Raw genomic sequence first — 26,205 nt, forward strand, 5'->3', positions numbered from 1 at the left:
GTCAGGCGCTGGTGAACATGACGGCCACGTCGTGACCGCCGAACCCGAAGGCGTTGTTCAGCACCGCGAGATCACCCGAGGGGAGCTCCGCCGGCGCGTTCTGGGCGATCCGCATCGGGGTCTCGGGATCGAGGTTCTCGATGTTGATCGTCGGCGGGGCGATGCGGTGGTGCGCCGCGAGCACGGAGAAGACCGACTCGAGCGCTCCCGCGCCGCCCAGCAGGTGACCGGTCATCGACTTCGTCGAGGTGACGACGAGCTGGTCGGTGACGCCGTCGAGTGCCTGCGAGACGGCGTTCAGCTCGCCGATGTCGCCGAGCGGCGTCGAGGTGCCGTGGGCGTTGACGTGCTTGACGTCCGCCGCCTCGAGACCGGCGTCCTCGAGCGCCTCGCGCACCGCGCGGGCCTGGCCCTCCGCGGAGGGGGCGGAGATGTGGTGCGCGTCCGAGGCCATGCCGCGGCCGGCCACGTAGGCGTAGACGCGCGCCCCGCGGGCGGCGGCGTGCTCCTCGGACTCGAGCACGAGCACGGCCGCGCCCTCACCGAGGACGAAGCCGTCGCGATCGGTGTCGTAGGGACGGGAGGCGTGCTCGGGATCGTCGGTCCGCGTCGAGAGCGCGCGGATGTTCGCGAAGCCGGCGAGCGGCAGCGGGTGCACGCAGGACTCGGTGCCGCCCACGACGACCACGTCGGCCCGGCCGGAGCGGATCATGTCGAAGCCCTGGGCGACGGCCTCCGCGCCGGAGGCGCAGGCGGAGACGGGGGTGTGCGCCCCGGCCTTCGCGCCGAGCTCGATCTCGATGTGCGCGCTCGAGGAGTTCGCCATGAGCATCGGGACGGTGAAGGGGTTCACGCGGCGGGCGCCGCGCTCGCGGACCACGTCCCACTGGTCCAGGATCGTCCAGACGCCGCCGATGCCGGTGCCGATGACGACGCCGAGGCGCTCACCGGGCACCTCGGGGGTGCCGGCGTCGGACCATGCCTCGCGCGCGGCGATGAGGGCGAACTGGCCGGAGGGGTCGAGCTTCTTCGCCTCGGGACGGGCGAGCACGTCGAACGGGTCGATCGTGACCTCGCACGCGAAGTCCACTGCGAGGCCGTAGCGCTCCTTCCAGTCGTTGTCGAGGGTATGGGCCGTCGACGTGCCCTTGAGCGCGTTCTCCCAGGTGGTGGCGATATCGCCGCCGAGGGGGTTGACGGTGCCGAGACCGGTGACGGCGACACGGGGGCGAGGAGCGGTCATCTGGACCTCCGGAACGACGGGGACGGGAAGGGGCGGGGTGCAGCGACGCCCGGGACCTGGGGCCCCGGGCGCCAGGAGCGGGTCAGGACTGGGCGCCCGCGATGTAGGTGACGGCGTCGCCGACGGTGACGAGGTTCTTGACCTCTTCGTCGGGGATGCGGACGTCGAACTTCTCCTCGGCGTTGACGACGATGGTCATCATCGAGATGGAGTCGATGTCGAGGTCGTCGGTGAAGGACTTGTCGAGCTTGACGTCCTCCGTGGCGACACCGGTCTCCTCGTTGACGATCTCGGCGAGGCCCTCGAGGATCTCGTTCTCGGTGCTGGCCATGGGTGCTCCTTGTGGGTCGGTTTCTCTGGCGGGGACAGACTACCCGCGACGGACGGTGTCCGAGCGGTGATGTCCCAGGTGGTCCGGCGCGGCGTGACGGTCACGACATGCCGCACCGGGTGGCGGGTGCTCAGGGGAGCACGATCACCTGGCCGGCGTAGGCGAGGCCCGCGCCGAAGCCGAACTGCACGAGGACGTCGCCGCTGCTCGCGGCGCCCTCCTCGAGCAGACGATGGGTCGCGAGCGGGATCGACGCGGCCGAGGTGTTCCCGGTCTCCGCGATGTCCCGCCCGATGACGACGCGCTCGGGCAGCGCGAGCTGCTTCGCGAGCTCGTCGACGATGCGCATGTTCGCCTGGTGCGGCACGAACACGTCGACGTCCTCGATCGTGAGACCGCTCAGCTCGAGCATCTCCCGGATCTTCTTCGCGGTGTGCCACACGGCCCAGCGGAACACGGTGCGGCCGTCCTGCTCGAGCGTGGGCCAGGGACCCGTGCCGTCGCGGAACTCCGTGAGCGAGCCGGTCATGCGGATCGTGGACCAGTTGTCCCCGTCGCTGCCCCACACGGTGGGGCCGATCAGCGGCTGCTCGCTCGCACCCACGACCGCGGCGCCGGCACCGTCGCCCAGCAGGAAGCTGATCGAGCGATCGGTGGGGTCGACGAAGTCGGAGAGCTTCTCCGCACCGATGACGAGCACGTTCCGGGCGGAGCCGGAGCGCACGAGGGAGTCCGCCTGGCCGATCCCGTAGGCGAAGCCCGCGCAGGCCGCCGAGATGTCGTAGGCGATGACGTCGGGACGCCCGAGCTGCCCCGCGAGCCAGGTCGCGAGGGAGGGCGTGGGGTACGGGAAGGAGATCGTCGAGACGATGATCGCGTCGAGCTCGTCGATCACGATGCCGGAGCGCTCGAGCGCCTCGCGACCCGCGGTGAGGGCGAGGTCCTTCACCCCGAGCTCGGCGCTCGCGCGGTGCCGCGTGACGATGCCGGTGCGCTGGCGGATCCACTCGTCGGAGGAGTCGATGGGACCCACGAGGTCGTCGTTGGGGACCACGAGGTCGCCGCGGGCCGCCCCGTAGGCGAGGACCCGGGAGCCGGGGACGGTGGGGCGGGAGCGCAGGGAGATCGCCATCGCTCAGGCCTCCCCGGTCGTCGGGGCGACGCCCGCGTGCTCGCGCACGAGGGCGCGCGCGGCCTCGAGGTCCGCGGGCACGTTGAGGTTCGCGAGCGCCACGCCCTTCAGCTCGCGCTTCGCGAGACCGGTGAGGGTGCCCGCGGGGGCGACCTCGATGATGCCGGTGACGCCGCGCTCCTTGAGCGTGGCCATGCAGGCCTCCCAGTCCACGGGGGAGGCGACCTGACCGACGATCAGCTCGAGGTAGCGGCCGCCGTCGGTGACGAGCTCACCGCCCGCGTTGGAGACGAGCGGCGTCGCGGGAGCGGCCGGCGCGAGCTCCGGGGCGAAGGCGGCCACGGCGTCCCGGGCGTCCGCCATGTACGGGGTGTGGAACGCACCGGCGACCTGCAGCGGGATCACGCGGGCGCGCGCGGGGGCGTCCTCGGCGAGGGCGGCGACGGCGTCGACGGCGCCCGCCGCGACGACCTGTCCGGCGGAGTTGAGGTTGGCCGGGTGCAGCCCGTGGCGCTCGATCGCCGCGAGCACCTCCTCGCGCACCCCGCCGACGACCGCGGCCATGGAGGTCGGCTCCTTCGCGGCGTCGTCGGCCATGGCGCGGGAGCGGACGGCGACGAGCCGCAGGGCGTCCTCGTCGGAGAGCGCCCCGGAGACGGCCGCGGCGGTGAGCTCGCCGACGCTGTGCCCGGCGAGGAGGTCCGGGGCCGGGAGATCGGCGGGGGAGAGCAGCTCCGCGGCCGCGATGATGCCGGCGGCGACGAGGAGCGGCTGGGCGACCGCGGTGTCGCGGATCGTGTCCGCGTCCGAGACGGTGCCGTGGGCGACGAGGTCGATGCCGGCGGGGACGGAGAGCGCCTCGAGGCGCTCACGGACGCCGGGCAGGTCGAGCCAGGGCTCGAGGAAGCCGGGCTTCTGGGCGCCCTGGCCGGGGCAGACGATCGCGAGCACGGGGAGACCTCCGGATGAGGGGACGACGGGTGGTGCAGGGGGAGCGGCGGCGCCGGTGCGCGACCGCGTGCGGGGACGGCGACGGGCCGCCCGCCCCCGAGGGGACGGACGGCCCGTCGATGTCAGGACTCGCCGCCGAAGGAGCCGGACTGGCCGGCGTTCACGTCGGTGAGGTCGTACTTGTCGATCGCCTGGCGCACCAGGGACGGATCGACCTTGCCCTCGCGGGCCAGCAGCTGGAGCGCCTTGACGACCATCGAGTGGGCGTCGATCTTGAGGAACCGGCGCGCGGCGGGGCGGGTGTCGGAGAAGCCCCAGCCGTCGGCGCCGAGCACGCCGTAGCTGCCCGGGACCCACTCGCGGATGAGGTCCGGGACCAGGAAGTCGTAGTCGCTCGAGGCGACGAACGGCCCGGTCACGCCCTGCAGGCGGGTGGAGATCCACGGGGTGCGCTGGTCCTCGGGGTGGAGCAGGTTGTGCTTCTCCGCCTCGAGGGCCTCCTTGCGCAGCTCCGTCCAGGAGGTCACGGACCACACGCTCGCACGCACGCCCCAGTCCTCGGCGAGGATCTCGCGGGCGTGGCGGGCCCACGGCACGCCGACGCCGGAGGAGAGCAGCTGGACCTCGGGGCCCTCGCCCTCCGCGGCGCCCTCGAGCAGGTACATGCCCTTGAGCAGGCCCTCGACGTCGAGCCCCTCGGGCTCGGCCGGCTGCACGATCGGCTCGTTGTAGACGGTGAGGTAGTAGAAGACCTCCTGGAGGCGGGTCTCGTCCTCCCCGTACATGCGCTGCAGGCCGTCGCGCAGGATGTGCCCGATCTCGTAGCCGTACGCCGGGTCGTAGATGACCGCGCCCGGGTTGGTGTAGGCGAGGATCGGGGAGTGGCCGTCCATGTGCTGGAGGCCCTCGCCGGCGAGGGTCGTCTTGCCGGCGGTCGCGCCGATCACGAAGCCCTTCGCCATCTGGTCCCCGGCCGCCCAGAAGAAGTCGCCGGTGCGCTGGAAGCCGAACATCGAGTAGAAGATGTAGAGCGGGATCATCGGCAGGTCATGGGTGGAGTACGAGGTGCCCGCCGCGGTGAACGCGGAGGTCGAGCTGATCTCGTTGATGCCCATGTGCTTGATCTGGCCCTGCACCGACTCCTTGTAGGCCAGGAGCAGGTCGCGGTCCACCGAGAGGTAGTTCTGGCCGTCGGGGTTGTAGATCTTCGCCGTCGGGAACAGCGAGTCCATGCCGAAGGTGCGCGCCTCGTCGGGGATGATCGGCACCCAGCGCTTGCCGCTCTGCTTATCGCGCAGCAGGTCCTTGAGCAGTCGCACGAGCGCCATGGTCGTGGCGATCTCCTGCTTGCCGGAGCCGCGCTTGGCGACCTCCCAGACCTTCTCCTCGGGCATCGGCAGCGGGGTGTGCTCGGTGCGGCGCGAGGGCACCGCGCCGAGCTCGGCGCGACGGGACTCGAAGTAGCGCATGACCTCGGAGTCGGGCTCGGGCACGTAGAGCGGGGCGTCGTAGACGCTGCCGGCCTCGAGCTGCTCGTCGGTGAACGGGATGTTCAGCGTGTCGCGGAGGGCCTTGAGGTCCTCGAGGGTGAACTTCTTCATCTGGTGGGTCGCGTTGCGGCCCGCGAAGCTCTTGCCCAGGCGGTAGCCCTTGATGGTGTGCGCGAGGATCACCGTGGGCTGGCCCTTGTGGTCCATCGCGGCCTGGAAGGCGGCGTGGATCTTCCGGGTGTCGTGGCCGCCGCGGTTGAGCTTCCACCAGATGTCGTCGTCGGACATGTCCTCGACGAGCGCCTTCGTGCGCGGGTCGCGCCCGAAGAAGTTGTCGCGGATGAAGCCGCCGTTCTCCGCCCGGTAGGTCTGGAAGTCGCCGTCCGGGGTGGAGTTCATGAGGTCGATGAGGGCGCCGTCGTCGGAGGCCTCGAGCAGCGGGTCCCAGCCCGCGCCCCAGATCACCTTGATGACGTTCCAGCCCGCACCGCGGAACTGCGCCTCGAGCTCCTGGATGATCTTGCCGTTGCCGCGCACCGGGCCGTCGAGGCGCTGCAGGTTGCAGTTCACGACGAAGGTGAGGTTGTCGAGGTGCTCCTTGGCAGCGATGTGCAGCGCGCCGCGGGACTCGACCTCGTCCATCTCGCCGTCGCCGAGGAACGCCCAGGTGTGCTGCTGGGAGGTGTCCTTGAGGCCGCGGTTGTGGAGGTACTTGTCGAAGGAGGCCTGCTCGATCGCGTTGACCGGGCCGATGCCCATCGAGACCGTCGGGAACTCCCAGAAGTCCTGCATCGCCCGCGGGTGCGGGTAGGAGGGCATGCCGACGGGGCTGGACTTCTCCTGTCGGAACCCGTCGAGCTGCTCCTGGGTGAGGCGGCCCTGGAGGAAGGCGCGGGCGTAGATGCCGGGGGAGGCGTGGCCCTGGAAGAAGACGTGGTCGCCGCCGCCCTCGTGGTCGCGGCCGCGGAAGAAGTGGTTGAAGCCCACCTCGTACATCGTCGCGATCGAGGCGTAGCTCGAGAGATGGCCGCCGACGGAGACGCCGGGGCGCTGGGCGCGATGGACGATCATCGCCGCGTTCCAGCGGTTGATGTCGCGGATCTCGCGCTCGAGGCGGAGGTCGCCGGGGTACTCGGGCTGCTGATCCGCCGGGATCGTGTTGACGTAGTCCGTCGTCAGCGAATCCGGCAGATGGAGATCCTGGTGGCGGGCATGCTGGATGAGGTTCTGGACGATCTCGGAGGCGCGGTCCTCACCGCGCTGCTCCACGAGGCCGTCGAAGGAGTCCAGCCACTCCCGCGTCTCCTCGGGATCAGGATCCTGCGCATGGCTGGGCAGGTTGATACCGATGGGACGAGGCGTCTCGAACGAACTCACACTGTCCTTCTCTCTACGGGAGGCGTCGGACCAGCCGACGGATGGTGCGACGGTGCGCCCGGACCTTCGGCCATGGTGCCCGCCAGCCTACCGTCGTGCGCACCGCTCCCGACGGCGCTGTCGACCTCTGGGACCGTGAGAGACCCGACACGCGCCGCGGTCCGGGTGGAGCCGGCGGACCAAGGTCCCTGCCCTCCCCGATGCGTGCCGACGGGCCGTGGGATAGCATCGACCTGCGCGCAGCAGTGCCTCGGGGCCTCCGTCCTCGGGCGTCCGCTCCGCATCCGGTGCCGCTCGTGCGCCGTCCGCCATCCCCGTCCCGTGAGGAGTCCATTCTTGTCACCGTCGTCCGACGTCAATGCCACCAGCTCGCCCGTAGAGGTGATGGCCCTCTCGACGGGGCAGATCGTGCAGGAGTTCGGGTACGACGACGACGTCGACCTCGATCTGCGGGACGCGATCGAGGACGCCATCGGCGAGGAGCTCGAGGACGAGGACTGCCAGGAGATCGTCGACGCCGTCATCATGTGGTGGCGCGAGGAGGACGGCGACCTCACCGACGCCCTCGTCGACACCCTGACCACCCTCACCGCGGGCGGTCCGATTTGGCTGCTGCTGCCCAAGGCCGGCCGTGACGGCCACGTCACCCCCGGCGAGGTCCAGGAAGCCGCGGGCACCGCGGGCCTGCGCGTCATGAGCACCGTGAGCCTCGCCGCGGACTGGACCGGCACCCGCCTCGCCTCCCGTCAGTGATCCACCGGCGCCGCCCTCCCGGGGCGGCGCCCACGGGGCCCCGCCCCGACGGGGTCGTTAGCTCAGCCGGTAGAGCGCCACGTTTACACCGTGGATGTCGGGGGTTCGAACCCCTCACGACCCACCCGATCAGCACCCTCGACGCAGGGCGAGCACTCCGGTGCGTCCGTCGAGCGCGCCGTGGAACCGGGCCGTGAGCGCCGGATCCGATGCCTCCCGTGCGAGCAGGGCGGCCTGCTCCCGGTGCAGCTCGAGCAGCAGCATCCCGCCCGGGGCGAGCCAGGTCGGCGCCTCGGTCACGAGCCGCCGCGCGATGTCCAGCCCGTCCTCCCCGCCGTGCACCGCGAGCTCGCTCTCGTGCTCGCGCACCTCGCGGGGGAGGAGCGGCAGCGCCGTGGTCGGGACGTAGGGGGTGACCGCCGCGATCACGTCGACCGCGCCGCGCAGCGACGCCGGGAGCGCATCGAGCAGGTCCCCGCGGTGCACCCCCGCCGTGGGCGGCAGGTGGCGGCGTGCGTGGTCGAGCGGGACCGGGTCCACGTCCGCCACGCCCAGGGAGACCGAGGGCAGCGCGCGGTGCACGACCGCGGCGATCGGGGCGATGCCGCAGCAGGCCTCGACGAACCGTGGGCCGCGAGGCGAGGCGGGGTGACCGCGCAGGGCGGCGACCGCGAGCCGGGCGAGCAGGCGCGTGCGGCGCCGGGGCACGAAGCAGCCGGGGCCGAGCGGCAGGTGCAGCCCGCAGAACTCGACCTCGCCCACCACGTGCTCGAGCATGGCCCCGGCGATCCGGTGCGCGGTGAGCTCCTCGAGCTCCTCGGCGGAGCGGGCCCGGGAGAGGAGCAGCTGCGCCTCCTCCTCGGCGAAGACGCTGCCGGAGGCGCGCAGCCGCGCCGTGAGGGCGCTCGCGCTCAGGCGCTGCGCGTCAGCAGATAGGCCAGGCACAGCGCCCCGACGACGATCACGACCACGAGCAGCCAGATGACGGCGGAGCGGGAGTCGCGCTCCCGCTCTCGCTCCGATCGGGGTCGCGCCGCGTCGGCGCGCAGGGCGCGCACGGTGCGCGGGATCATCACCACCAGCGTGGTGACGATGGCGATCGCGAAGACGATGAGGATGACGGTGCCCACGAGCCCAGTCTGGCATCCCCGCCCTGCTCGTGTCCCGCACGGGTCCGACGGGTGCCCGCGATGCACGTCGCTCGGTGCGCGTGACCGCGGATGAGCCCGACGTGGCATGCCCGACCCCGGGACCGCCGACGGCGCCTCCCGTTCCTATACTGGAGGACCCCCAAGGTCCCCTATGGGAAGGCACCGCATGACCGCGCCGCAGGCGTCCACCGTCCCGTCCCCGCTCGACGTGGCCCGGATCCGGGAGGACTTCCCGATCCTCGGCCGCCGGCTCGACGAGACGACCCCGCTGATCTACCTGGACTCCGGAGCGACCGCTCAACGCCCCCAGCAGGTCATCGACGCCGAGGTCGCCTTCCTGCGGCACGACAACGCTGCCGTCAAGCGCGGGGCCCATCGTCTCGCCGAGGCCGCGACCGACGCCTACGAGACCGCGCGGGAGACCGTCGCCGGCTTCGTCGGCGCCGCGCGACCCGAGGAGATCGCGTTCACGAAGAACGCGACCGAGGCGCTGAACCTCGTCGCCTACTCGCTGGGCAACGGGGACGCCTCGACGCCGGAGCGGCTGCGGGTGCGCGAGGGCGACGAGATCCTCGTGACCGAGATGGAGCACCACGCGAACCTCGTGCCCTGGCAGGAGCTCGCGCGCCGCACGGGCGCCACGCTGCGCTGGATCCCGCTGGGCGAGGACTTCCAGCTGGACCTCTCCGACCTCGGCTCCCTCCTCACCGAGCGCACCAAGGTGCTCGCCCTGACCCACCAGTCCAACGTGCTGGGCACCGTGAACCCCGTCGCCGAGCTCGCCGAGGCCGCCCACGCCGTGGGCGCGCTCGTGGTGCTCGACGCGTGCCAGTCCGTGCCCCACATGAGCGTGGACCTGCCGGGCCTCGGCGTTGACCTCGCCGCGTTCTCCGGGCACAAGATGCTGGGGCCGACGGGGATCGGAGCGCTCTGGGGCCGCCTCGAGATCCTCGAGCAGCTGCCGCCCTTCATCACCGGCGGATCCATGATCGAGACCGTGACCATGGAGCGCACGACCTACGCCGAGCCGCCGGCCCGCTTCGAGGCGGGGACCCCGATGATCTCCCAGGCCGTCGGTCTCGCCGCCGCCTGCGACTACCTCTCCGCGCTCGGCATGGACGCGGTCGCCGCCCACGAGCGCGAGCTCACCGACCGCGCCGTGCGGGGCCTCGCCGCCCTCCCCGGGGTGCGGGTCCTGGGCCCTGGCCCCGGTCCGGACCGGGTGGGCGCCGTGTCCTTCGTCCTCGAGGGGCGCCACCCCCACGACGTGGGCCAGGTGCTCGACTCCCGCGGTGTCGAGGTGCGGGTGGGCCACCACTGCGCCTGGCCGCTGCACCGCCGCTACGGCGTGCCCGGCACCACGCGGGCCACCTTCTCCGTCTACACCACGCCGGAGGAGGTCGATGCGCTCGTCGAGGGCATGGGCGCCGTCATCGACTTCTTCGCCCGCTTCGAGTGATCGGAGACCCCATGGATCTCACCTCCCTGTACACCGACATCATCTTCGAGCACGACAAGCGCCCGCTGCACGCGGGTCTGCGCGAGCCCTTCGACGCCGAGGTCCACCACGTGAACCCCACCTGCGGCGACGAGATCACCCTGCGCGTGCACCTCGGCACCGGGGAGGACGGCGCCGTGCGCGTCGAGGACGTCTCCTACGACGCGACGGGCTGCGCGATGAGCCGCTCCTCCGCCTCGATCATGAGCGACCTGCTCATCGGGCGCACGCTTGCCGAGATCGAGCCGATCGCCGCCCACATGGACCAGGTCATGCACGCCCGCGGCAAGCAGGCCGGGGACGAGGAGATCATCGGTGACGGCATCGCGCTGGTGGGCGCCGCGAAGTTCCCCAACCGGGTGAAGTGCGTGCTCATGTCCTGGAAGGCGTTCCAGGCCGCGCTGGTCGAGACCCGCGTGCTGGGCGCCTGATGGGCGCCCCGGTGCTCGGCGACGTCGTCGGCGTCCTCGAGGGGGCCTACCCGCTCTCCTGGTCGGAGGACTGGGACCGCGCCGGCCTCGTGCTGGGCGAGCGGCCGGCCCCGGTGCGCTCCGTGCTGCTCGCCGTCGACCCGACCCTCGACGTGGCCCGCGAGGCGATCGACGGCGGCCACCAGCTGCTCGTCACCCACCATCCGCTGCTGCTGCGCGGCGCGAGCTTCCTGCCCGCCGAGGACGGCAAGGGCGCGGTCGTCACCGCACTCCTGCGCGCGGGCGTGGGCCTGTGGTGCGGGCACACCAACGTGGACCGCTCGACCCTCGGCACGGTGGGCGCCTGGATCCGGGCGCTTGACCTGCAGGATGCACGACCGCTGGGCGGCGGCGAGGGACAGGACACGGGTGCCCGCGAGAGCGCCGCACACGGCTCCGTCCGCTTCGGCCTGGGCGCCGTGGGCACGCTCCCGGCACCGATGAGCGTCGCCGCGCTGAGCGAGCGGATCGCCGGGATCGTCCCCGCGACGGCCCGCGGGATCCTCCGCACCGGCGATCCGGGCCGCGTCGTCCGCACGCTCGCCGTCTGCCCCGGCGCGGGGGACTCCTTCCTCGCCGACGCCGCCGCGGCGGGGGCGGACGCCTACGTCACCTCGGACCTTCGCCACCATCCGGCCCTCGAGCACGTGGAGTCCGCGGCGGATCCGCTCGCGGTGCCGGCGCTCGTGGACGTGCCGCACGCCGCGAGCGAGGCCCTGTGGCTCCCGCTCGCCCAGGAGCTGCTGACCACGGCCCTTCCCGGTCTCGAGGTGGCCGTCTCCGCGCGCACCACCGATCCCTGGACCGGGCGCGCGGGCTGAGCCGTGGCCCGCCTGGTCCTCCTCAACGGCGCGCCCGGGAGCGGGAAGTCCACGCTCGCCCGGGAGCTCGTCGCGGGCGACCCCGATGCGCTCGCGATCGACGTCGACCAGATCAAGCACGGCCTCGGCTCGTGGCCCGGCGACCCGCAGCGGGCCGGGCTCCGGGCACGGGAGCTCGCCCTCGCGCTCGTCGAGGCGCAGCTCGCCGCCGGCGCCGATGCGGTGCTCGGGCAGTACCTCGCCCGGCCCGAGTTCCCCGCGGCGCTCGAGGAGGCGGCCCGCCGCCACGGCGCCCGCTTCCACGAGCTCGTGCTCGACCTCGACGCCCCCGTGCTCGCGGCCCGGCTCGCGGCCCGTGCGGAGCGGCCGGACCGGCCCGAGCACGCGGTGAACAGCGCCCTCGCCGGGCCGACGGATGCGCCGCAGCTGATCGCCTCGCTCGAGCGGATCGAGGAGATCCGCCCGCGGGCGCGGCGGATCGACGCCCGGGGCCGGATCGCGGAGGTGCGGGAGCGTCTGCGCGCCGCGATCGATGCGGCGGAGGCGGCCGACGGTGCCACGGAGGACGACGGCGGCGCGGAGGGCCCCGGCGGATCGGGGGAGGGGCCTCAGCCCACCGGGTCGACGACCACGAGCTGATCCCCGTCGAGCTCGACGCCGAGCGGCGCACCGGCGATGCCCGGCACCGCGGCGAGACGCTCGCGCAGCAGGTCCACGAGGGCGTCCGGGTCGCCGGGCAGCTCCGGGGCGGCGATCAGCTCCCGGGTGACGATCCCGCGGTAGTGCTTCGCGTCGTGCGAGATCACCTTCCGCGCGCCTCCCCGCTCCTGCACGGGCGCGACCTGCAGAACCCGCGCCCCGTGCCCGCTGCGCAGCGGGAGCATCGAGCGGTACGCCCCCGAGCGGGAGTCGACGACGAGCGGCGAGGGCCCTGCCCCGGTCTCCTCGAGCAGGCGCGTGCGCAGCGGCTTCAGGTGGGTGGACCACCAGGGCCCGGCCGCTCCGAGGCGCTGCACGCGCGACCCGGCGGAGAGCCGGTAGGCGGGCACGTGGTCCCCGGCGGCGTCGACGACGCCGAGCAGGGCGCTCATGACGAGCACCCGCCGGTCCTCGGGGATCACCGCCCCGGCGGAGAGCTGGTCGTAGAGCACCCCGGAGTAGACGGAGAGGGCCGGCCCCGCGGGCTCCTCGTGGATCGCGGCCATCCGCGCCACGAGCTCGGGGGAGGAGGCGGGCACGCCGAGGCGCTCCCCGCCGTCGCGCCCCTCGGCGGTGCGCCGCGCCGCCCGCAGCATCGTCTCCCGCGCCCGGGCCAGCTCCGGGTGGGCGAGCGCCGACGGATCCAGCGGTGCGCTCCCGTCGGCGGGGCGGGTCTTCGTCTCGGAGGGCGGCAGCAGCATCAGCACCCGTCCATTGTCCCGGGCCGCGGCGTCCGGGCCGGCAGGCGGGGCAGAGGGCTTGCGCACGCCGCGACCGGACCCGGCGCAGGGGACGGGTGCGCGGGCGTAGGATCCTGGGCGGACCAGTCGGCCGGGCAGTCGCGTCCCCGCACTCGTGCGGGGCCGAGGAAAGTCCGGGCTCCGCCTGGCACGGTGGTGGGTAACGCCCACCCGGAGTGATCCGCGGGACAGTGCCACAGAGAGCAGACCGCCTCCCCGCCCTCGGGCGGGGCGGTAAGGGTGAAAGGGTGGTGCAAGAGACCACCGCGGTCTCGGTGACGAGGCCGGCACGGTAAACCCCACCGGGAGCAAGGTCGGACAGGGCGCGTTCGAGGGTGCCAGCCCGAGCGTCCGGGTGGACCGCTGGAGGTCGTCGGCAACGGCGATCCGAGAGGGATGACTGTCGAACACAGAACCCGGCTTACAGGCCGGCTGGTCCGCTCGACATGGACGGGCCCGGACGCGAGAGCGTCCGGGCCCGTTCCTCGTCGTCGACGTCGGTCCTCAGTCCGAGGATGCCGCCTTCTTCGCCCGCTTGGCCTCCTTGCGGGCCAGCGCCGCGGCGCCGATGATCCCGGCCTCGTTGCGCAGCTTCGCGGGCACGATCGGGGTCTTCAGGTCCAGCAGCGGCAGGTACTTCTCGTGGTGCTTGGAGACGCCGCCGCCCACGACGAACAGGTCAGGGCTGAAGAGGAACTCGATGTGCGCGTAGTACTCCTGCAGCCGCGCCGCCCAGGTCTTCCAGTCGAGGTCCTCGCGGTCCCGGGCGGAGTCCGCCATGTACTTCTCGGCGTCCATGTCATGGAGCAGCACGTGCCCGAGCTCCGTGTTGGGGACGAGCTCGCCGTCGTTGAACACCGCGCTGCCCACGCCGGTGCCGAGCGTGGTCACGATGACGACGCCCTTCTGCTTGCGGGCCGCGCCGAACTCGGCCTCGGCGATGCCGGCGGCGTCCGCGTCGTTGACCACGAACACGTCGTGGCCGGTGCGCTCGGTGAACAGGGCGTCGGCGTCCGTGCCGATCCAGGAGTCGTCCACGTTCGCCGCGGTGCGGGCGATCCCGTGCTGGATGACCGCCGGGAAGGTGACGCCCACCGGCATGCCGGCGGGGACGTCGAAGGAGTCCAGGAGGTCGCGGACGGTGTCCGCGACAGCATCGGGGAGCGACGGCTGCGGGGTCGGGATGCGCACGCGGTCCGCGGCGAGCTTCCCCTTGCGCAGATCGACGGGGGCGCCCTTGATGCCGCTGCCGCCGATGTCGATGCCGAAGGCCGTCTTCTGCTTGTCAGAGCTCACGATGGGTCCTCGTCCCGGTCCGCCGGGTCCGGGGCCGTCCGACGGGCGGCCGCGAGGGACAGTATGCCGAAGATCTCCCCGCGGCACGGACCCCGTCCTGCCCGTCGGCCCGCTCAGACGACGGTGAGCAGCTCCGGCCCGTCCTCGTTGATGACGAGGGTGTGCTCGAACTGCGCGGTGAAGCCGCGGTCGCGGGTGACGACGGTCCAGCCGTCGTCCCACTGCTCCCACGCCTGCGAGCCGAGCGTGACCATCGGCTCGACCGTGAGGGTCATGCCCTCCGCGATGACGTCGTCGAACAGGGGGGCCGAGTCGTAGTGGGGGATGACCAGCCCGTTGTGGAAGCCCTCTGCGACGCCGTGACCGGTGTAGTCGTGCACCGACTCGTAGCCGAAGCGGCGCACGTACTTCTCGATGACCCGGCCGATGACGTTGACCTCGCGGCCGGGCTTCGCGGCGCGGATGCCGCGCATCATCGCCTCCTCGGAGCGGGTGACGAGCTCGTCGACGCGCGGGTCGACCTCGCCCACCCGGAAGGTGGCGTTGGTGTCGCCGTGCACGCCGTGCAGGAAGGCGGTGACGTCGACGTTGAGGATGTCGCCCTCCTCCATGACCGTCGAGTCCGGGATGCCGTGGCAGATGACCTCGTTGAGGCTCGTGCAGCAGGACTTCTCGAAACCGAGGTAGCCGAGGGTCGAGGGGTACGCGCCCTCGGAGAGGAGCACCTCGTGGACGACCGCGTCGATCGCATCGGTCGTCACCCCGGGGCGCGCGGCCTCGCCGGCGGCCTGCAGGGCGAGGGCCGCGACGCGGGAGGCCTCGCGGACGCGGGCGATGACGTCGGGCGTCTGGACGTAGGGACCGGAGTCGGAGACCGCCTCGTCCTTGCCGACGTACTCGGGGCGCTCGATGCTCGCGGGCACGCTGCGACGGGGGGAGAGCTCGCCGGGCACCAGCTCCGCGCGTCCCTCCGGACGGATCCATTCCTGCTCTACAGTCATGGGCACCATCCTCTCAGCTCTGGGAAGGAGCACACCGTGAGCGAGCCCACGCCGTTCTACTACAACCTGGACACGAAGCAGGTCGAGGAGGGGCACCAGTCCCCGGGGAGCCAGCTGATGGGTCCCTACGCCTCCCGCGAGGAGGCGCAGCACGCGCTCGAGAAGGCCGCCGCGCGCAACGAGTCCTGGGACCGCGACGACGCGGCCTGGGACGCGGAGGACTGACCTCCGCGGTTCGGCCCTCCCGGCCCGGGGTCACTCGAAGGAGTGCTCCGGGCCCGGGTAGGCGCGGGAGGTGACCGCGGCGCGGTACTCCTCCGCCGCGGTCTGCAGCTGACCGCGCAGGTGCGCGAAGGTGCGCACGAAGCGGCCCTCGAAGCCGGAGAGGCCGGCCATGTCCTGCCACACGAGCACCTGGCCGTCGCAGTCGGGGCCGGCGCCGATCCCGATCGTCGGCACCGCGACCACCTCGGTGATGCGGGCGGCGACGGCGGCGGGCACGAGCTCGAGCACGATCGCGGAGACCCCGGCCTCCTGGAGCGCGATGGCGTCGTCGGCGAGCTGATCGGCCCCGGCGGTCTCCCGGCCCTGGACGCGATGCCCGGAGAGGGCGTTCACGGACTGCGGCGTGAAGCCCAGGTGGCCGATGACGGGGATCCCCGCGGCGACGAGCGCCCGCACCTGCGGCACGATCTCGTGGCCGCCCTCGAGCTTCACGGCCTCGGCGCCCGCCCGGATCAGCTCGACGCCGTGGCGCACGGCGTCCTCGGGTCCGGTCTGGTAGGTGCCGAAGGCGAGGTCCGCGACGACCAGCGGGCGGTGGACGCTGCGGGCGACCGCGCCCGTGAAGGTCAGCATGTCCTGGTGGGTGGTCGACGTGGTCGAGGAGTACCCGAGCACGGCGGTGCCCACCGAGTCGCCCACAAGCAGCACGTCGATGCCGGCGGCCTCGAAGACCTGCGCGGAGATCTGGTCGTACGCGGTGAGCATCGTGAACGGGCGACCGCGCTCCTTCGCGTCCAGCAGGTGGCGCAGGCGGATCTTGGCCGGGCCGGAGGTCGGGGGTGTCGGGGCGCTGCTCACGGGGTCTCCTGGGCGGGTCGGTGACGGACGGCTCCCATTGTGCCCGCGCGGCGAGGGACGTGGGGACCTCTCCCCATGGTGGGCGCCCGCAGGGCTGTGGCAGGGTAACGCTCACAGGGGACGCACAGAAGGTGGGTCCCTCCGGGGAACAGGGAACACCGATGACCACCATGATCCGCAGGAACGCCCGCCGCGGGGCCGTCGTGCTCGGAAGCCTGGCCGTGGTGCTCGGCGCCGCCGCGTGCGGCGGCAGCTCCGACGACGCCGCCGCGCCGGAGGAGAAGACCACCGAGGCCGCCAGCGCCGCCGAGGAGGCCGGGGACGACGCGGCCGCCGCCGAGGACAGCGCCTCCGACGAGGGCGGCGCTGAGAGCGAGGACGCCGGTGACGACGCCGCCGCCTCCGGCCCGCTGTCCGAGGAGGACCTCTCGGCTGCGAGCACGACGTTCATCGACTTCATGGGCAAGGCGGCCGACGGCGACGGCGAAGGTGCCTGCGCGCTCATGGTCGATCCGACCACCGGCGATGCGGTGTCCGGACAGGCTCTCGAGGCCTGCGGCAGCACTCTCGAGAAGCAGCTCGGCGATTCCATCGACCCCTCGATGAAGAGCATGTTCACCGAGGAGAACGTCAAGGCCGAGGACAACGGCGACGGGACCGCGAAGATCGTCTTCATGGAGCAGGAGATGCCGAGCTTCTCGATCGTCAAGGGGAAGTCCGGCGACTGGCTGATCGACGCCGGCATCTCCGCCGGCTGAGCCCGCTCAGCGCACACCTCGCAGACCCGACCCGCCCCCGGGACAGCATCCCGGGGGCGGGTCGCGTCGTGCACACTAAGGGCATGGATCAGCTGCAGGACGACGTCATCCGCCGGGTCACCGATCACGACGTGCGGTTCATCCGCCTGTGGTTCTGCGACATCGTGGGGACGCTGAAGTCCATCGCGATCTCGCCCGCGGATCTCGAGACCGCCTTCACCGAGGGCGTCGGCATCGACGGCTCCACGATCGAGGGGCTCACCCGCAGCTACGAGTCCGACATGCTGCTGCGGCCGGACCCGCGCACCTTCGAGCTGCTCACCTGGCGCGGCACGAGCAACGCGACCGCCCGCATGATGTGCGACGTGCTCACGCCGGACGGCGAGCCCGCCGCCTCGGACCCGCGCCGTGTCCTCAAGGACATGCTCGCCCGCGTGGAGCAGAAGGGCTTGGACTTCTACACGCACCCCGAGATCGAGTTCTACCTCTTCCAGGAGCCCTACCGGACCGGGCGCGCGCTCCAGCCGATCGACCACGCCGGCTACTTCGACCACGTGCACCGCGGCAACGGCCAGGACTTCCGCCGCGCGGCGATCGAGCACCTCGAGGGCATGAACATCCAGGTGGAGTTCTCCCACCACGAGAACGGCCCCGGCCAGAACGAGATCGACCTGCGCTACGCCGACGCGCTCACCACGGCGGACAACATCATCACGCTGCGCACCGTGGTCAAGGAGGTCGCGCTCGGCATGGACCAGGTGGCGACCTTCATGCCGAAGCCGATGATCGAGCACCCCGGATCCGGCATGCACACGCACCTCTCGCTCTTCCAGGGCGGGCGCAACGCCTTCCACGAGCCGGGCGCCGAGTACGGCCTCTCCCGCATGGGCCGGCAGTTCATCGCCGGCCTGCTGCGTCACGCGGGGGAGTACTGCGCGGTGACGAACCAGTGGGTCAACTCCTACAAGCGCTTGTGGGGCGCACAGGAGGCCCCGAGCTACGTCTGCTGGGGGCACAACAACCGCTCCGCGCTCGTGCGCGTGCCCTTCCACAAGCCCACCAAGGGCACGAGCTCCCGCGTCGAGTTCCGGGGCCTGGACTCCGCCTCCAACCCGTACCTCGCCTTCGCGGTGCTGCTCGCGGCGGGGCTCGAGGGCATCGAGCAGGAGTACGAACTGCCCGAGGGCTCCGAGGACGCCGTCTGGGACCTCACCGAGCGCGAGCGCCAGGCGATGGGCATCGAGCCGCTGCCCACGGACCTCTTCCGCGCCCTCGAGAGCTTCGAGAGCTCCGAGCTCATGGCCCGCACCCTCGGCGAGCAGGTCTTCGAGTTCTTCCTCCGCGACAAGCGCAACGAGTGGTCCCGGTACCGCGAGCAGGTCACGGCCTATGAGCTCGACGCGACCTTCGGTCGCGTCTGAGGACGCGTGAGGAAGGAGAACGTGTGACCCCCGAGCCGCCCACCACCACCGGTGCCCTCGCACGCCTGGGCTTCACGAGCACCGAGCGGGTGCGCCGCTTCCTCACCGAGCCGGCGCTGGCCGGGCTCGAGAAGGGGGCGGCGGCCGCGCTCGGCGCGACCCCGGACGGGGACGAGGCGGTGCTCGGGCTGCTGCGTCTCGCGGAGTCCGCGATCGAGGCAGGGCACCGGCCCCTGCTCCAGGAGTTCCTCGGGGACGTCTCCACGCCCGGGACGCCCGGGCACCGTCTGATCCGGCTGCTGGGCACCTCCGTCGCGCTCGGCGACGTGCTCACCCGCCATCCCGAGCTGCTCGAGGTGCTGCGTGGCGGCGACGACGGGCTGACCAGGCCCCGGGACGCGGTGCGCGAGGACTTGCTGCGGGCCGTCGGCGCCGACCCCGCGGCCGACGTCCCCCTCGCCGCGCTCACCGGTCGTGAGGCGCGGGACGCCCTGCGCGTCGCCTATCACGAGCGCCTGCTCCAGATCGCCGCGGCGGACGTCGTCGCCGAGGAGCCGGTGCCGCTGCAGCCGCAGGTCTCCGCCGCGATCGCGGATCTCGCCGACGCGGCCCTCGAGACCGCGGCCGCCGTGGCCCGCGGCGCCGTGGACGGGCACGAGGCCGTGCGCTGGAGCGTCATCGCCATGGGGAAGACGGGCGCCCGGGAGCTCAACTACCTCTCCGACGTCGACGTCATGCACGTCGTCGCCGTGGCCGACGGCGCGGACATCGACGAGGACGAGCTCGTCGCGCGCGGATCCGCCCTCGCCCGGGAGCTCGCGCGGGTCTGCTCGGACCGCACCGCGGAGGGCTCCCTCTGGCAGGTCGACGCGAACCTCCGCCCCGAGGGCAAGGACGGCCCGCTCGTGCGCACCCCGGACTCGTTCCGGCGCTACTACACGACCTGGGCGAAGTCGTGGGAGTTCCAGGCCCTGCTGAAGGCGCGCGCCGCGGCCGGCGACCGCGAGCTGGGCCGCGACTTCGAGGCGATGGTCGAGCCCTGGATCTGGAAGGCCTCGACCCGAGACGGCTTCGTCGAGGACACCCGCGCCATGCGCCGCCGGGTGATCGCCCACATCAAGGCCGGCGAGGCGGACAGGAACCTCAAGCTCGGTCCGGGCGGCCTGCGCGACGTCGAGTTCACCGTCCAGCTGCTGCAGATGGTCCACGGCCGCACCGACGAGCAGCTCCACGCCCGCACCACCCTCGAGGCGCTCGCGCGGCTGGGGGAGGGCGGGTACATCGCCCGTTCCCAGGTCGAGGAGATGGACGAGGCCTATCGCTTCCTGCGCGCCACCGAGCACCGGCTGCAGCTCCACCGCATGCGCCGCACCCAGGTCCTGCCGACGGCCGAGGGCGACCTGCGCCGTCTCGCCCGCTCGCTGCGGCTGGGCCCTGAGGAGTTCCGACGCCGCTACCAGCGCACCCGTCGGCGCGTGCGGCAGCTGCACGAGGAGATCTACTACCGACCGCTGCTCGTCACCTCCGCGAAGCTCTCCGACGACCAGATCGCGCTGAGCCCCGAGGGCGCCGCCGTGCGGCTCTCCGCGATCGGCTACCGGGACGGGGCCCGGGCCCTGACCCACATCAAGGCCCTCACGGAGGGCCTCTCGCGCCGCGCCGCCATCCAGCGCCAGCTCCTGCCCGCGCTGCTCGAATGGTTCTCCGAGGGCACGGACCCGGACCTCGGCCTGCTCATGTTCCGGCGGCTCTCCGATGTCATCGGCTCCGAGCACTGGTACCTGGGGCTCCTGCGGGACTCCGGCACCGCCGCCCGCCGTCTCACCGCGGTGCTCTCCACGAGCCGCTTCGTGGGGGAGCAGCTCGAGCAGATCCCTGGCGCCGTGCGCTGGCTGTCCCGCGACGAGGACCTCCGCCCGCTCGGTCGGGAGCACCTGAGCCGTGAGTTCCTCGCCGTCATCCGCCGCGTGGAGACCGTCGAGGCGGCGCGGGACGTGCTGCGGCGCACCCGCAACCGCGAGCTGCTCCGCATCGCGCTCGCCCACCTCACCGGCCTCGCCGCCCCACGCGAGGTGGCGCACGCGCTCACCGATCTCGCGGAGGCGGTGCTCGAGGCCGGGCTGCTCGTCGCGTACCACGCCGTCGCGCGGGAGCGGAAGGTCGTGGCGGTCGACTCGGTGCCGCTGCCCGAGGTCGATGCCGTGGACGAGCACACCGCGCCGCAGCTGCGGGAGCGCCGCTCCGACCCTGCCCGTGCCCTCGGCATCGAGATGGCGATCATCGCGATGGGCAGCTTCGGCGCCCGGGAGATGGGCTACTCCTCCGATGCGGACGTCCAGTTCCTGGTCCTGGACCGCGGCGCCGGCGCGGCGAGCGGGGAGATCGGCGTGGCCGTCGCGACGCAGGTCCAGCACATCCTGAACGCTCCCGCCTCCGGGACCGACATGAGGGTCAGCGCGGACCTCCGCCCCGAGGGCCGCAACGGCCTGCTCGCCCGCACCGTGCCCGCATGGGTCGACTACTACCGACGCGATGCCCTCACCTGGGAGAAGCAGGCGCTGCTCCGCGCACGGCCCGTCGTCGCCTCGCAGTCCCTCGCCGAGGAGATCAGCGCGGAGATGGACCGCCACCGCTATCCGACCGGCGGGCTCGATCGCGATGCCCGGCGGGAGATCACGCGCATGAAGGCGCGGATCGAGTCGGAGCGGCTGCCGCGCGGCGCCGATCCCGCCCGCCACGTGAAGCTCGGCAGGGGAGCGATGACGGACGTCGAGTGGTGCGCCCAGCTCGTCGCCCTCGAGCACGCCCACGACCACGAGGAGCTGCGCACGCCGTCCACCCTCGCGACCCTCGAGGCCGCGGCGGAGGCGGAGCTGCTCGACGCCCGCGAGGTCCGCGAGCTCACGGACGCCTGGGCGCTGTGCTGGCAGATCCGCCGCTGCCTGTTCCTGTGGAAGGGACGCGAGGGGGACCTGCTGCCGACAGACCGCTGGGACCTCCGCGCCCTCGCCCGGCTCGTGGACGGCGAGGAGGACTCCGCAGCGGATCTGGAGGAGCGGTACCTGCGGCTCACCCGCCGCTCCCGGACGATCGCGGAGGAGATCCTCTTCGGCGACAGCTCGGGGATGTCGGATCGCTGAGGGGCGCGCCACGTCGCTCCGGTGAGCACGGGACGGCCTCCCGCAACGCAGGCCGGGCCCGGCGTAGCCTGGGCCGGGCTCCCGCCACCGTTCCTCCCTCCGGCATCGCCGACCCCGCCCTCGTCCCGTCCCTCCACCACCCTGAGGTGCCATGACCACGCCCCGACTGAGCGCCGACACCCCGCGCGGACGCATGTACCGCCTCGAGCCGGACGGCCCGCTCGTCTATCCCTCGATCACGACGGTCTCCGGGATGCGCGCGAAGGACCACCTCCAGGGCTGGTACGCGACGATGGCCTCCAAGCGGGCGCTCGAGATGTACAGCTGGCTCGCCCGGAACCCCGACCGGGCCGGTGCCGAGATCTCCCGGGTGACCCGTGATCGCTGGGGCTCGCAGAAGAAGATCGCCGCCGCCGCCGAGGAGCACACGCGCGGCGCGGCGGACTTCGGCACCCTCGTCCACGCGGCCTGCGAGGTCTGGGGTCGCGACGGCGCGCGCCCGGCGCGGGCGCAGGTGGGGGAGATCGTCGCCGAGATGCGCTCCGCGAGCGGAGCCTTCGCCACGCAGAAGGACCTCGACACGCTGCTCACCCGCGCGGACGAGCGGCTCGACGGGTACGGCGCCTTCCTCGAGGCCTACCAGCCGGAGTTCGTCGAGGTCGAGCAGACCGTCGTCAACCACACCGTCGGATACGCGGGCACGACCGATGCGATCGTGAAGATCGGCAACACCGTGCTCAGCGCGGACATCAAGACCTCGAAGAAGGTGCGCGGCGACTACGCGCTGCAGGGCGTCGCGGTCACCCGCGCCGAGCACCTGCTCGACGACGACGGCACGATCCGGGACATGCCCGAGCTCATGGGCGCCTTCGTCATCCACCTGCCCGAGGGCGGCGGCTTCGCGGCGGTGCCGCTGCGCACCGGGGACGCCGAGTTCGAGGTGTTCCGCGCGCTGCGCTCCGCCTGGTCGTTCGTCCCCGAGGACTGCGCCCTCCCCGCGGCGGGATCGCCGAAGGAGCTGCTGCTGTCGCTCCTGCGCGCCAAGGGCGGCCTGGACGACCTGGGCTGAGCCGCCGGGCTCAGTGCTCCGGGCGGAGCATTCCCCGCTCCCGTGCCGCGGCGACGGCCTCCGTGCGGCTCGTGACGGCGAGCTTGTCGAAGACGTGCACCAGGTGCGTCTTCACCGTCGCCTGGGACAGGAACAGCTCGCTCGCGATCGCGGAGTTGCTGCGCCCGGCGGCGACGAGGGCGAGCACCTCGAGCTCGCGTGCGCTCAGCGCCGTCGGCGAGTCCCGGTCCCGGAGCCGGCGTGCGATCCGCGGGTCCAGCTGCGCCCCGACGGCATCTGACGCGGTCCCGGCACCGGGCGACCCGGCGCCCCGCCCGGCACGGCGCACGGCCGCCGCGAGCTCCTCCGCCGGGGAGTCCTTCAGGAGGTAGCCCGCGGCGCCCGCGTCCATCGCCGCGAGCACGTCCTGGTCGTTGTCGTAGGTCGTGAGGACGAGCACCACCGGCGGCGGGTCGAGCGCACGCAGCGGGGCGATCACGGCGGTGCCGCGGGTGCCGGCGCCGAACTGCAGATCGAGCAGGACGACGTCAGGGGAGATCCGCCGGGCGAGGTCGAGGGCGGCCTCCGCGGTCCCCGCCTCACCGACCACCTCGATGCCGTCCTCCGCGGCGAGCACCGCGAGCAGGCCGCGGCGCACGATCGCATGGTCGTCGGCGAGAAGCACACGGCAGGTCATCGGTCCTCCTGGGGGTCGACGGGGCCGGTGTGGGCACCGGGGATCGGGGTGTCCTCCGGGAGAGGGAGCGAGACCTGGACGGCGGTGCCCTCGCCGGGAGCGGACTCCACCAGCAGCGTCCCGCCCACCGAGGCGGCGCGGGCGCGGGCCGAGCGCAGCCCGAACCCCTCCGCCGCGAGGTCGAATCCCCGGCCGTGATCGACGACGTCGAGCAGCACCGCGTTCCCCTGCAGGGAGACGGTCACGACGGCCTGCCGGGCATCGGCATGCCGCACCACGTTCGCGACGAGGTTCTCGGTGAGCCGGGCGAGGGCGCGGGAGAGGCTGCGGGGGAGCATCGGGCACGCCGGGTCGGTGAGCAGCTCGTCCCGGAGCCGGAGGTCCAGGTCGCCCTCCGCCGCGCCGCGCGCGACGATCCGCTCGAGCTCCGTGTGGAGGGCGGCGGGGGTGGGCAGCTCGGGATCGGCGTCGTCCACGAAGCGCCGCGCCTGCACCGAGGTGCGACGGGCCGCGGCACGGGCCTCGGCGAGCAGTCGCCCCGCCTCCGCGCCGTCCTCGCGGTGCAGCGCGCCGTCGGCCGCATCGAGCAGGAGCTGGATGGACAGCGAGGACTGCGCGACGGTGTCGTGGAGCTCGCGGGCGATGCGGTCCCGCTCCGCGGCGGTCGCGGCGGTGCGGGTCTGCTCGGCGATGAGGTCCCGGGCCTCGGCGAGCTCCCGGGCGAGGCGGGTGCGCCGGTCCACCTCGTGCTGGAGAGCGCGCACCGTGAGCACGACGGCGAGGGCGACGAGCGCCCCCACCACGGGGCCGACGATCTCCCCGGCGCTCGGGCTGCCGTCCCGCCCGCCGTAGCCGAGGACGGCGAGCGCGGTCACGACGATCAGCGTGACGACGCCGCCCACGGTGGGCAGGGCGTACAGCACGGCGAAGTCGAGCCCGAAGGCGATCCACACGGTTCCCGGGTCGAGGAGGAGCGTCACCGCCCAGACCAGGACCGTGGGGGCGAGGTAGCCGAGCGCCGACCAGCTCCCGCGCGGCGAGGGGGAGTGGCGCAGCGCTCGGCGCGCGCCGATCGAGTACACGGAGGCCAGCACCACCAGCAGCGCGACGATCAGGAGGTCCGCCGAGGTCGAGGGCGGGGCGAGCGCGAGGCCCGCCGCGAGCGCGATCAGCAGGTAGACCAGCGCGTGCACCGCCCAGCGCAGCGCCGCGGCGAAGGGCGTGCCCACCAGGTCCACCGTCAGGTCCTGCGCCGGCACGGCCGGGGGGACGGCGTCCGGGGTCGAGGCGACGGGCACATGACGCGGGTGGGACATGGTGCGAGCCTATCCGCGGGTCCCAGGGCCCACCGGGAACGGAGGCCGGTGCGAACCGATGGTCCGGCCCCGAGACGGGGGACGGGCCCCGACCCTGCACGGATGCAGGACCGGGGCCCGTCAGGACACCGAGATCGGCTCAGATGTCGTAGTACAGCTCGAACTCGTGGGGGTGCGGGCGGAAGCGGAACGGATCGATCTCCGTGGTGCGCTTGAGCTCGATCCAGGTCGAGATGAGGTCCTCGGGGAACACGTCGCCCTCGGTGAGGTAGTCGTGGTCCGCCTCGAGCGCGTCGAGCGCCTCGCCGAGGGAGGCCGGGAGCTGCTTGATGAGCTGGTGCTCCTCGGGGGGCAGCTCGTAGAGGTCCTTGTCGATCGGCTCGGGCGGCTCGATGCGGTTGCGGATGCCGTCGATGCCGGCCATGAGCTGCGCCGCGAAGGACAGGTACGGGTTCGCCGAGGGGTCGGGCGCACGGAACTCGATGCGCTTGGCCTTCGGGGAGGAGCCGGTGACCGGGATGCGGATCGCGGCGGAGCGGTTGCGGGCCGAGTAGACCATGTTGACCGGGGCCTCGAAGCCGGGCACGAGGCGCTTGAAGGAGTTCACCGTGGGGTTGGTGAAGGCCGTCAGCGAGGGGGCGTGCTCGATCAGGCCACCGATGTACCAGCGGGCGAGATCGGAGAGGCCTCCGTAGCCGCGCTCGTCGAAGAACAGCGGCTCGCCGTCCTTCCAGAGCGACTGGTGGGTGTGCATGCCCGAGCCGTTGTCGCCGAAGAGGGGCTTGGGCATGAAGGTCGCGGTCTTGCCGGCGTCCCACACGGTGTTCTTCACGACGTACTTGAACTTCATGACGTCGTCCGCCGCGTTGAGCAGCGTGTTGAAGCGGTAGTTGATCTCCTGCTGGCCGGCGGTGCCCACCTCGTGGTGCGCGCGCTCGACCTCGAGGCCGGTGTCGCCGAGGATCGCGCAGATCTCGTCGCGCAGATCGGCCATCTGGTCGTTCGGCGGGACGGGGAAGTAGCCGCCCTTGACGCGGGTCTTGTAGCCCTGGTTGCCGCCGAACTCGGACTCGTCCCGGTCCGTGTTCCAGGAGGCCTCGTCGGAGTCGATCGCGTAGAAGCCGGAGTTGATGCCGGTCTTGAAGCGGACGTCGTCGAAGATGTAGAACTCGGCCTCGGCGGCGAAGAACGCGGTGTCCGCGATGCCGGTCGAGGTGAGGTACTCCTGCGCCTTGGAGGCGACGGTGCGCGGGTCGCGGGAGTAGGGCTCGTCCGTGAACGGGTCCACGATCGAGAAGTTGATGATGAGCGTCTTGCGCTCACGGAACGGGTCCAGGTACGCCGTGTCCAGATCCGGGACGAGCTTCATGTCGGACTCGTGGATCGCCTGGAAGCCGCGGATGGAGGAGCCGTCGAACAGCTGCCCCGTCTCCATGGCCTCCTCGTCGAAGGAGCTGGCCGGCAGGTTGAAGTGCTGCATGACGCCGGGAAGGTCGCAGAAGCGGATGTCGATGAACTCGACGCCCTCCTCCTCGATGAACTTCACGACCTCGCTGGGATTGTTGAACACATCTCCTCCATCCGCACCGGGCGGTGCGTCTTGTGCTGTCTCACCCCGGGGCCATCTCGTGCCCCCGGACGTCCCGGCGCCCGAGCATGAGCGCCGTTCGCGGGTGCGCCCAGCGTAGACCGTGGGGAAGGTGGTCGCCCCGCGCTCCCGCGGACCGGTCTCGGCGTCCCGGACCTCGTCCAGCCCCCTCTCTCGGGGGAGCGCGGTGGGTCCCAGGGA

General features: G+C 72.6%; 24 protein-coding genes, 1 tRNA gene and 1 other RNA gene. 12 read left to right on the plus strand and 14 right to left on the minus strand.

Annotation, left to right across the window (positions count from 1 at the left end):
- Window position 1: 1 nt before the first annotated feature.
- The 5 genes from NLU66_RS11535 to aceE form a co-directional block, all read right to left on the minus strand.
- A complete protein-coding gene (locus NLU66_RS11535) occupies window positions 2–1,243 on the minus strand; it encodes a beta-ketoacyl-[acyl-carrier-protein] synthase family protein (RefSeq protein ID WP_259359830.1) in 1,242 nt (413 codons plus the stop codon).
- Between the two features lie 82 nt (window positions 1,244–1,325).
- The gene (locus NLU66_RS11540; protein ID WP_137770722.1) at window positions 1,326–1,574 is read right to left on the minus strand and encodes an acyl carrier protein; all 249 of its coding nucleotides are present in this window, start codon (window positions 1,572–1,574) and stop codon (window positions 1,326–1,328) included.
- A 130-nt stretch (window positions 1,575–1,704) separates the two neighbouring features.
- A complete protein-coding gene (locus tag NLU66_RS11545; RefSeq protein WP_259359831.1) occupies window positions 1,705–2,706 on the minus strand; it encodes a beta-ketoacyl-ACP synthase III in 1,002 nt (333 codons plus the stop codon).
- Between the two features lie 3 nt (window positions 2,707–2,709).
- Entirely contained in the window at window positions 2,710–3,657 is a 948-nt protein-coding gene (locus NLU66_RS11550; RefSeq protein ID WP_259359832.1) for an ACP S-malonyltransferase, read from the minus strand.
- A gap of 122 nt (window positions 3,658–3,779) precedes the next feature.
- Window positions 3,780–6,524, minus strand: a complete 2,745-nt coding sequence (aceE, locus tag NLU66_RS11555) for a pyruvate dehydrogenase (acetyl-transferring), homodimeric type (protein WP_259359833.1) — start codon at window positions 6,522–6,524, stop codon at window positions 3,780–3,782.
- A gap of 384 nt (window positions 6,525–6,908) precedes the next feature.
- Between aceE and NLU66_RS11560 the strand changes: the two genes are divergently transcribed.
- Together NLU66_RS11560 and NLU66_RS11565 are read left to right on the plus strand one after the other, a co-directional pair.
- A complete protein-coding gene (locus tag NLU66_RS11560) occupies window positions 6,909–7,277 on the plus strand; it encodes a DUF3052 domain-containing protein (RefSeq protein ID WP_137771727.1) in 369 nt (122 codons plus the stop codon).
- Window positions 7,278–7,328: 51 nt separating this feature from the next.
- A tRNA-Val gene (locus NLU66_RS11565) sits at window positions 7,329–7,401 on the plus strand.
- A 5-nt stretch (window positions 7,402–7,406) separates the two neighbouring features.
- Here NLU66_RS11565 and NLU66_RS11570 read toward each other — a convergent pair.
- Together NLU66_RS11570 and NLU66_RS11575 are read right to left on the minus strand one after the other, a co-directional pair.
- Window positions 7,407–8,222, minus strand: a complete 816-nt coding sequence (locus NLU66_RS11570) for a hypothetical protein (protein WP_259359834.1) — start codon at window positions 8,220–8,222, stop codon at window positions 7,407–7,409.
- Window positions 8,189–8,407, minus strand: coding sequence for a hypothetical protein (locus NLU66_RS11575; protein WP_137770727.1), 219 nt, complete (start codon window positions 8,405–8,407; stop codon window positions 8,189–8,191). Before NLU66_RS11575 ends, NLU66_RS11570 begins: the two co-directional genes overlap by 34 nt.
- A 187-nt stretch (window positions 8,408–8,594) precedes the next feature.
- Here NLU66_RS11575 and NLU66_RS11580 point away from each other — a divergent pair, with 187 nt between their 5' ends.
- The 4 genes from NLU66_RS11580 to NLU66_RS11595 are packed head-to-tail and all read left to right on the plus strand — an operon-like array spanning window position 8,595 to window position 11,856.
- Window positions 8,595–9,887 (plus strand): aminotransferase class V-fold PLP-dependent enzyme, encoded by a 1,293-nt coding sequence (locus tag NLU66_RS11580; protein WP_259359835.1) that lies wholly within the window; start codon window positions 8,595–8,597, stop codon window positions 9,885–9,887.
- An 11-nt stretch (window positions 9,888–9,898) separates the two neighbouring features.
- Window positions 9,899–10,357, plus strand: coding sequence for a Fe-S cluster assembly sulfur transfer protein SufU (sufU, locus tag NLU66_RS11585; RefSeq protein WP_259359836.1), 459 nt, complete (start codon window positions 9,899–9,901; stop codon window positions 10,355–10,357).
- Window positions 10,357–11,217 carry a Nif3-like dinuclear metal center hexameric protein gene (locus tag NLU66_RS11590; RefSeq protein ID WP_259359837.1) on the plus strand — a complete coding sequence of 287 codons (861 nt, stop codon included), beginning with the start codon at window positions 10,357–10,359 and terminating at the stop codon, window positions 11,215–11,217. The genes sufU and NLU66_RS11590 overlap by 1 nt, the downstream gene beginning before the upstream one ends.
- Before the next feature lie 3 nt (window positions 11,218–11,220).
- On the plus strand, window positions 11,221–11,856 hold the full coding sequence (locus NLU66_RS11595; protein WP_259359838.1) for an AAA family ATPase: 636 nt from the start codon (window positions 11,221–11,223) through the stop codon (window positions 11,854–11,856).
- Here NLU66_RS11595 and yaaA read toward each other — a convergent pair.
- A complete protein-coding gene (yaaA, locus tag NLU66_RS11600) occupies window positions 11,826–12,617 on the minus strand; it encodes a peroxide stress protein YaaA (RefSeq protein ID WP_259362582.1) in 792 nt (263 codons plus the stop codon). The genes NLU66_RS11595 and yaaA overlap by 31 nt on opposite strands.
- 122 nt (window positions 12,618–12,739) lie before the next feature.
- On the opposite strand from yaaA, the gene rnpB reads away from it, so the two are divergent.
- An RNA gene (gene rnpB, locus NLU66_RS11605) (RNase P RNA component class A) lies at window positions 12,740–13,096 on the plus strand.
- A gap of 64 nt (window positions 13,097–13,160) precedes the next feature.
- Here the strand turns inward: rnpB and ppgK are convergent.
- Both ppgK and map read right to left on the minus strand, forming a co-directional pair.
- Window positions 13,161–13,952: a polyphosphate--glucose phosphotransferase gene (gene ppgK / locus NLU66_RS11610; RefSeq protein WP_259359839.1), complete on the minus strand. Its 792-nt coding sequence runs from the start codon at window positions 13,950–13,952 to the stop codon at window positions 13,161–13,163.
- Between the two features lie 113 nt (window positions 13,953–14,065).
- Window positions 14,066–14,953 carry a type I methionyl aminopeptidase gene (gene map / locus NLU66_RS11615; RefSeq protein WP_259359840.1) on the minus strand — a complete coding sequence of 296 codons (888 nt, stop codon included), beginning with the start codon at window positions 14,951–14,953 and terminating at the stop codon, window positions 14,066–14,068.
- Window positions 14,954–14,989: 36 nt separating this feature from the next.
- Here map and NLU66_RS11620 point away from each other — a divergent pair, with 36 nt between their 5' ends.
- Window positions 14,990–15,178 carry an SPOR domain-containing protein gene (locus NLU66_RS11620; RefSeq protein ID WP_137770735.1) on the plus strand — a complete coding sequence of 63 codons (189 nt, stop codon included), beginning with the start codon at window positions 14,990–14,992 and terminating at the stop codon, window positions 15,176–15,178.
- 30 nt (window positions 15,179–15,208) lie between these two features.
- Here NLU66_RS11620 and panB read toward each other — a convergent pair whose 3' ends face one another.
- On the minus strand, window positions 15,209–16,036 hold the full coding sequence (gene panB, locus NLU66_RS11625; RefSeq protein ID WP_259359841.1) for a 3-methyl-2-oxobutanoate hydroxymethyltransferase: 828 nt from the start codon (window positions 16,034–16,036) through the stop codon (window positions 15,209–15,211).
- A 161-nt stretch (window positions 16,037–16,197) separates the two neighbouring features.
- Between panB and NLU66_RS11630 the strand changes: the two genes are divergently transcribed.
- The 4 genes from NLU66_RS11630 to NLU66_RS11645 all read left to right on the plus strand — a co-directional run bounded on the left by NLU66_RS11630 (window position 16,198) and on the right by NLU66_RS11645 (window position 22,424).
- Window positions 16,198–16,794, plus strand: a complete 597-nt coding sequence (locus tag NLU66_RS11630; protein WP_259359842.1) for a hypothetical protein — start codon at window positions 16,198–16,200, stop codon at window positions 16,792–16,794.
- Between the two features lie 83 nt (window positions 16,795–16,877).
- Window positions 16,878–18,215 carry a glutamine synthetase family protein gene (locus tag NLU66_RS11635; RefSeq protein WP_259359843.1) on the plus strand — a complete coding sequence of 446 codons (1,338 nt, stop codon included), beginning with the start codon at window positions 16,878–16,880 and terminating at the stop codon, window positions 18,213–18,215.
- Window positions 18,216–18,238: 23 nt separating this feature from the next.
- Window positions 18,239–21,355, plus strand: a complete 3,117-nt coding sequence (locus NLU66_RS11640) for a bifunctional [glutamine synthetase] adenylyltransferase/[glutamine synthetase]-adenylyl-L-tyrosine phosphorylase (RefSeq protein ID WP_259359844.1) — start codon at window positions 18,239–18,241, stop codon at window positions 21,353–21,355.
- 151 nt (window positions 21,356–21,506) lie between these two features.
- Window positions 21,507–22,424 (plus strand): hypothetical protein, encoded by a 918-nt coding sequence (locus NLU66_RS11645; protein ID WP_259359845.1) that lies wholly within the window; start codon window positions 21,507–21,509, stop codon window positions 22,422–22,424.
- Between the two features lie 10 nt (window positions 22,425–22,434).
- Here the strand turns inward: NLU66_RS11645 and NLU66_RS11650 are convergent, their stop codons facing one another.
- The 3 genes from NLU66_RS11650 to glnA form a co-directional block, all read right to left on the minus strand.
- A complete protein-coding gene (locus tag NLU66_RS11650) occupies window positions 22,435–23,100 on the minus strand; it encodes a response regulator (RefSeq protein ID WP_259359846.1) in 666 nt (221 codons plus the stop codon).
- On the minus strand, window positions 23,097–24,416 hold the full coding sequence (locus NLU66_RS11655; protein WP_259359847.1) for a sensor histidine kinase: 1,320 nt from the start codon (window positions 24,414–24,416) through the stop codon (window positions 23,097–23,099). Before NLU66_RS11655 ends, NLU66_RS11650 begins: the two co-directional genes overlap by 4 nt.
- A gap of 139 nt (window positions 24,417–24,555) precedes the next feature.
- Window positions 24,556–25,986 carry a type I glutamate--ammonia ligase gene (gene glnA, locus NLU66_RS11660; RefSeq protein ID WP_137770742.1) on the minus strand — a complete coding sequence of 477 codons (1,431 nt, stop codon included), beginning with the start codon at window positions 25,984–25,986 and terminating at the stop codon, window positions 24,556–24,558.
- Between the last annotated feature and the right edge of the window lie 219 nt (window positions 25,987–26,205).

The sequence above is a fragment of the Brachybacterium sp. NBEC-018 genome (assembly GCF_024860185.1).
Lineage (GTDB): Bacteria > Actinomycetota > Actinomycetes > Actinomycetales > Dermabacteraceae > Brachybacterium > Brachybacterium rhamnosum.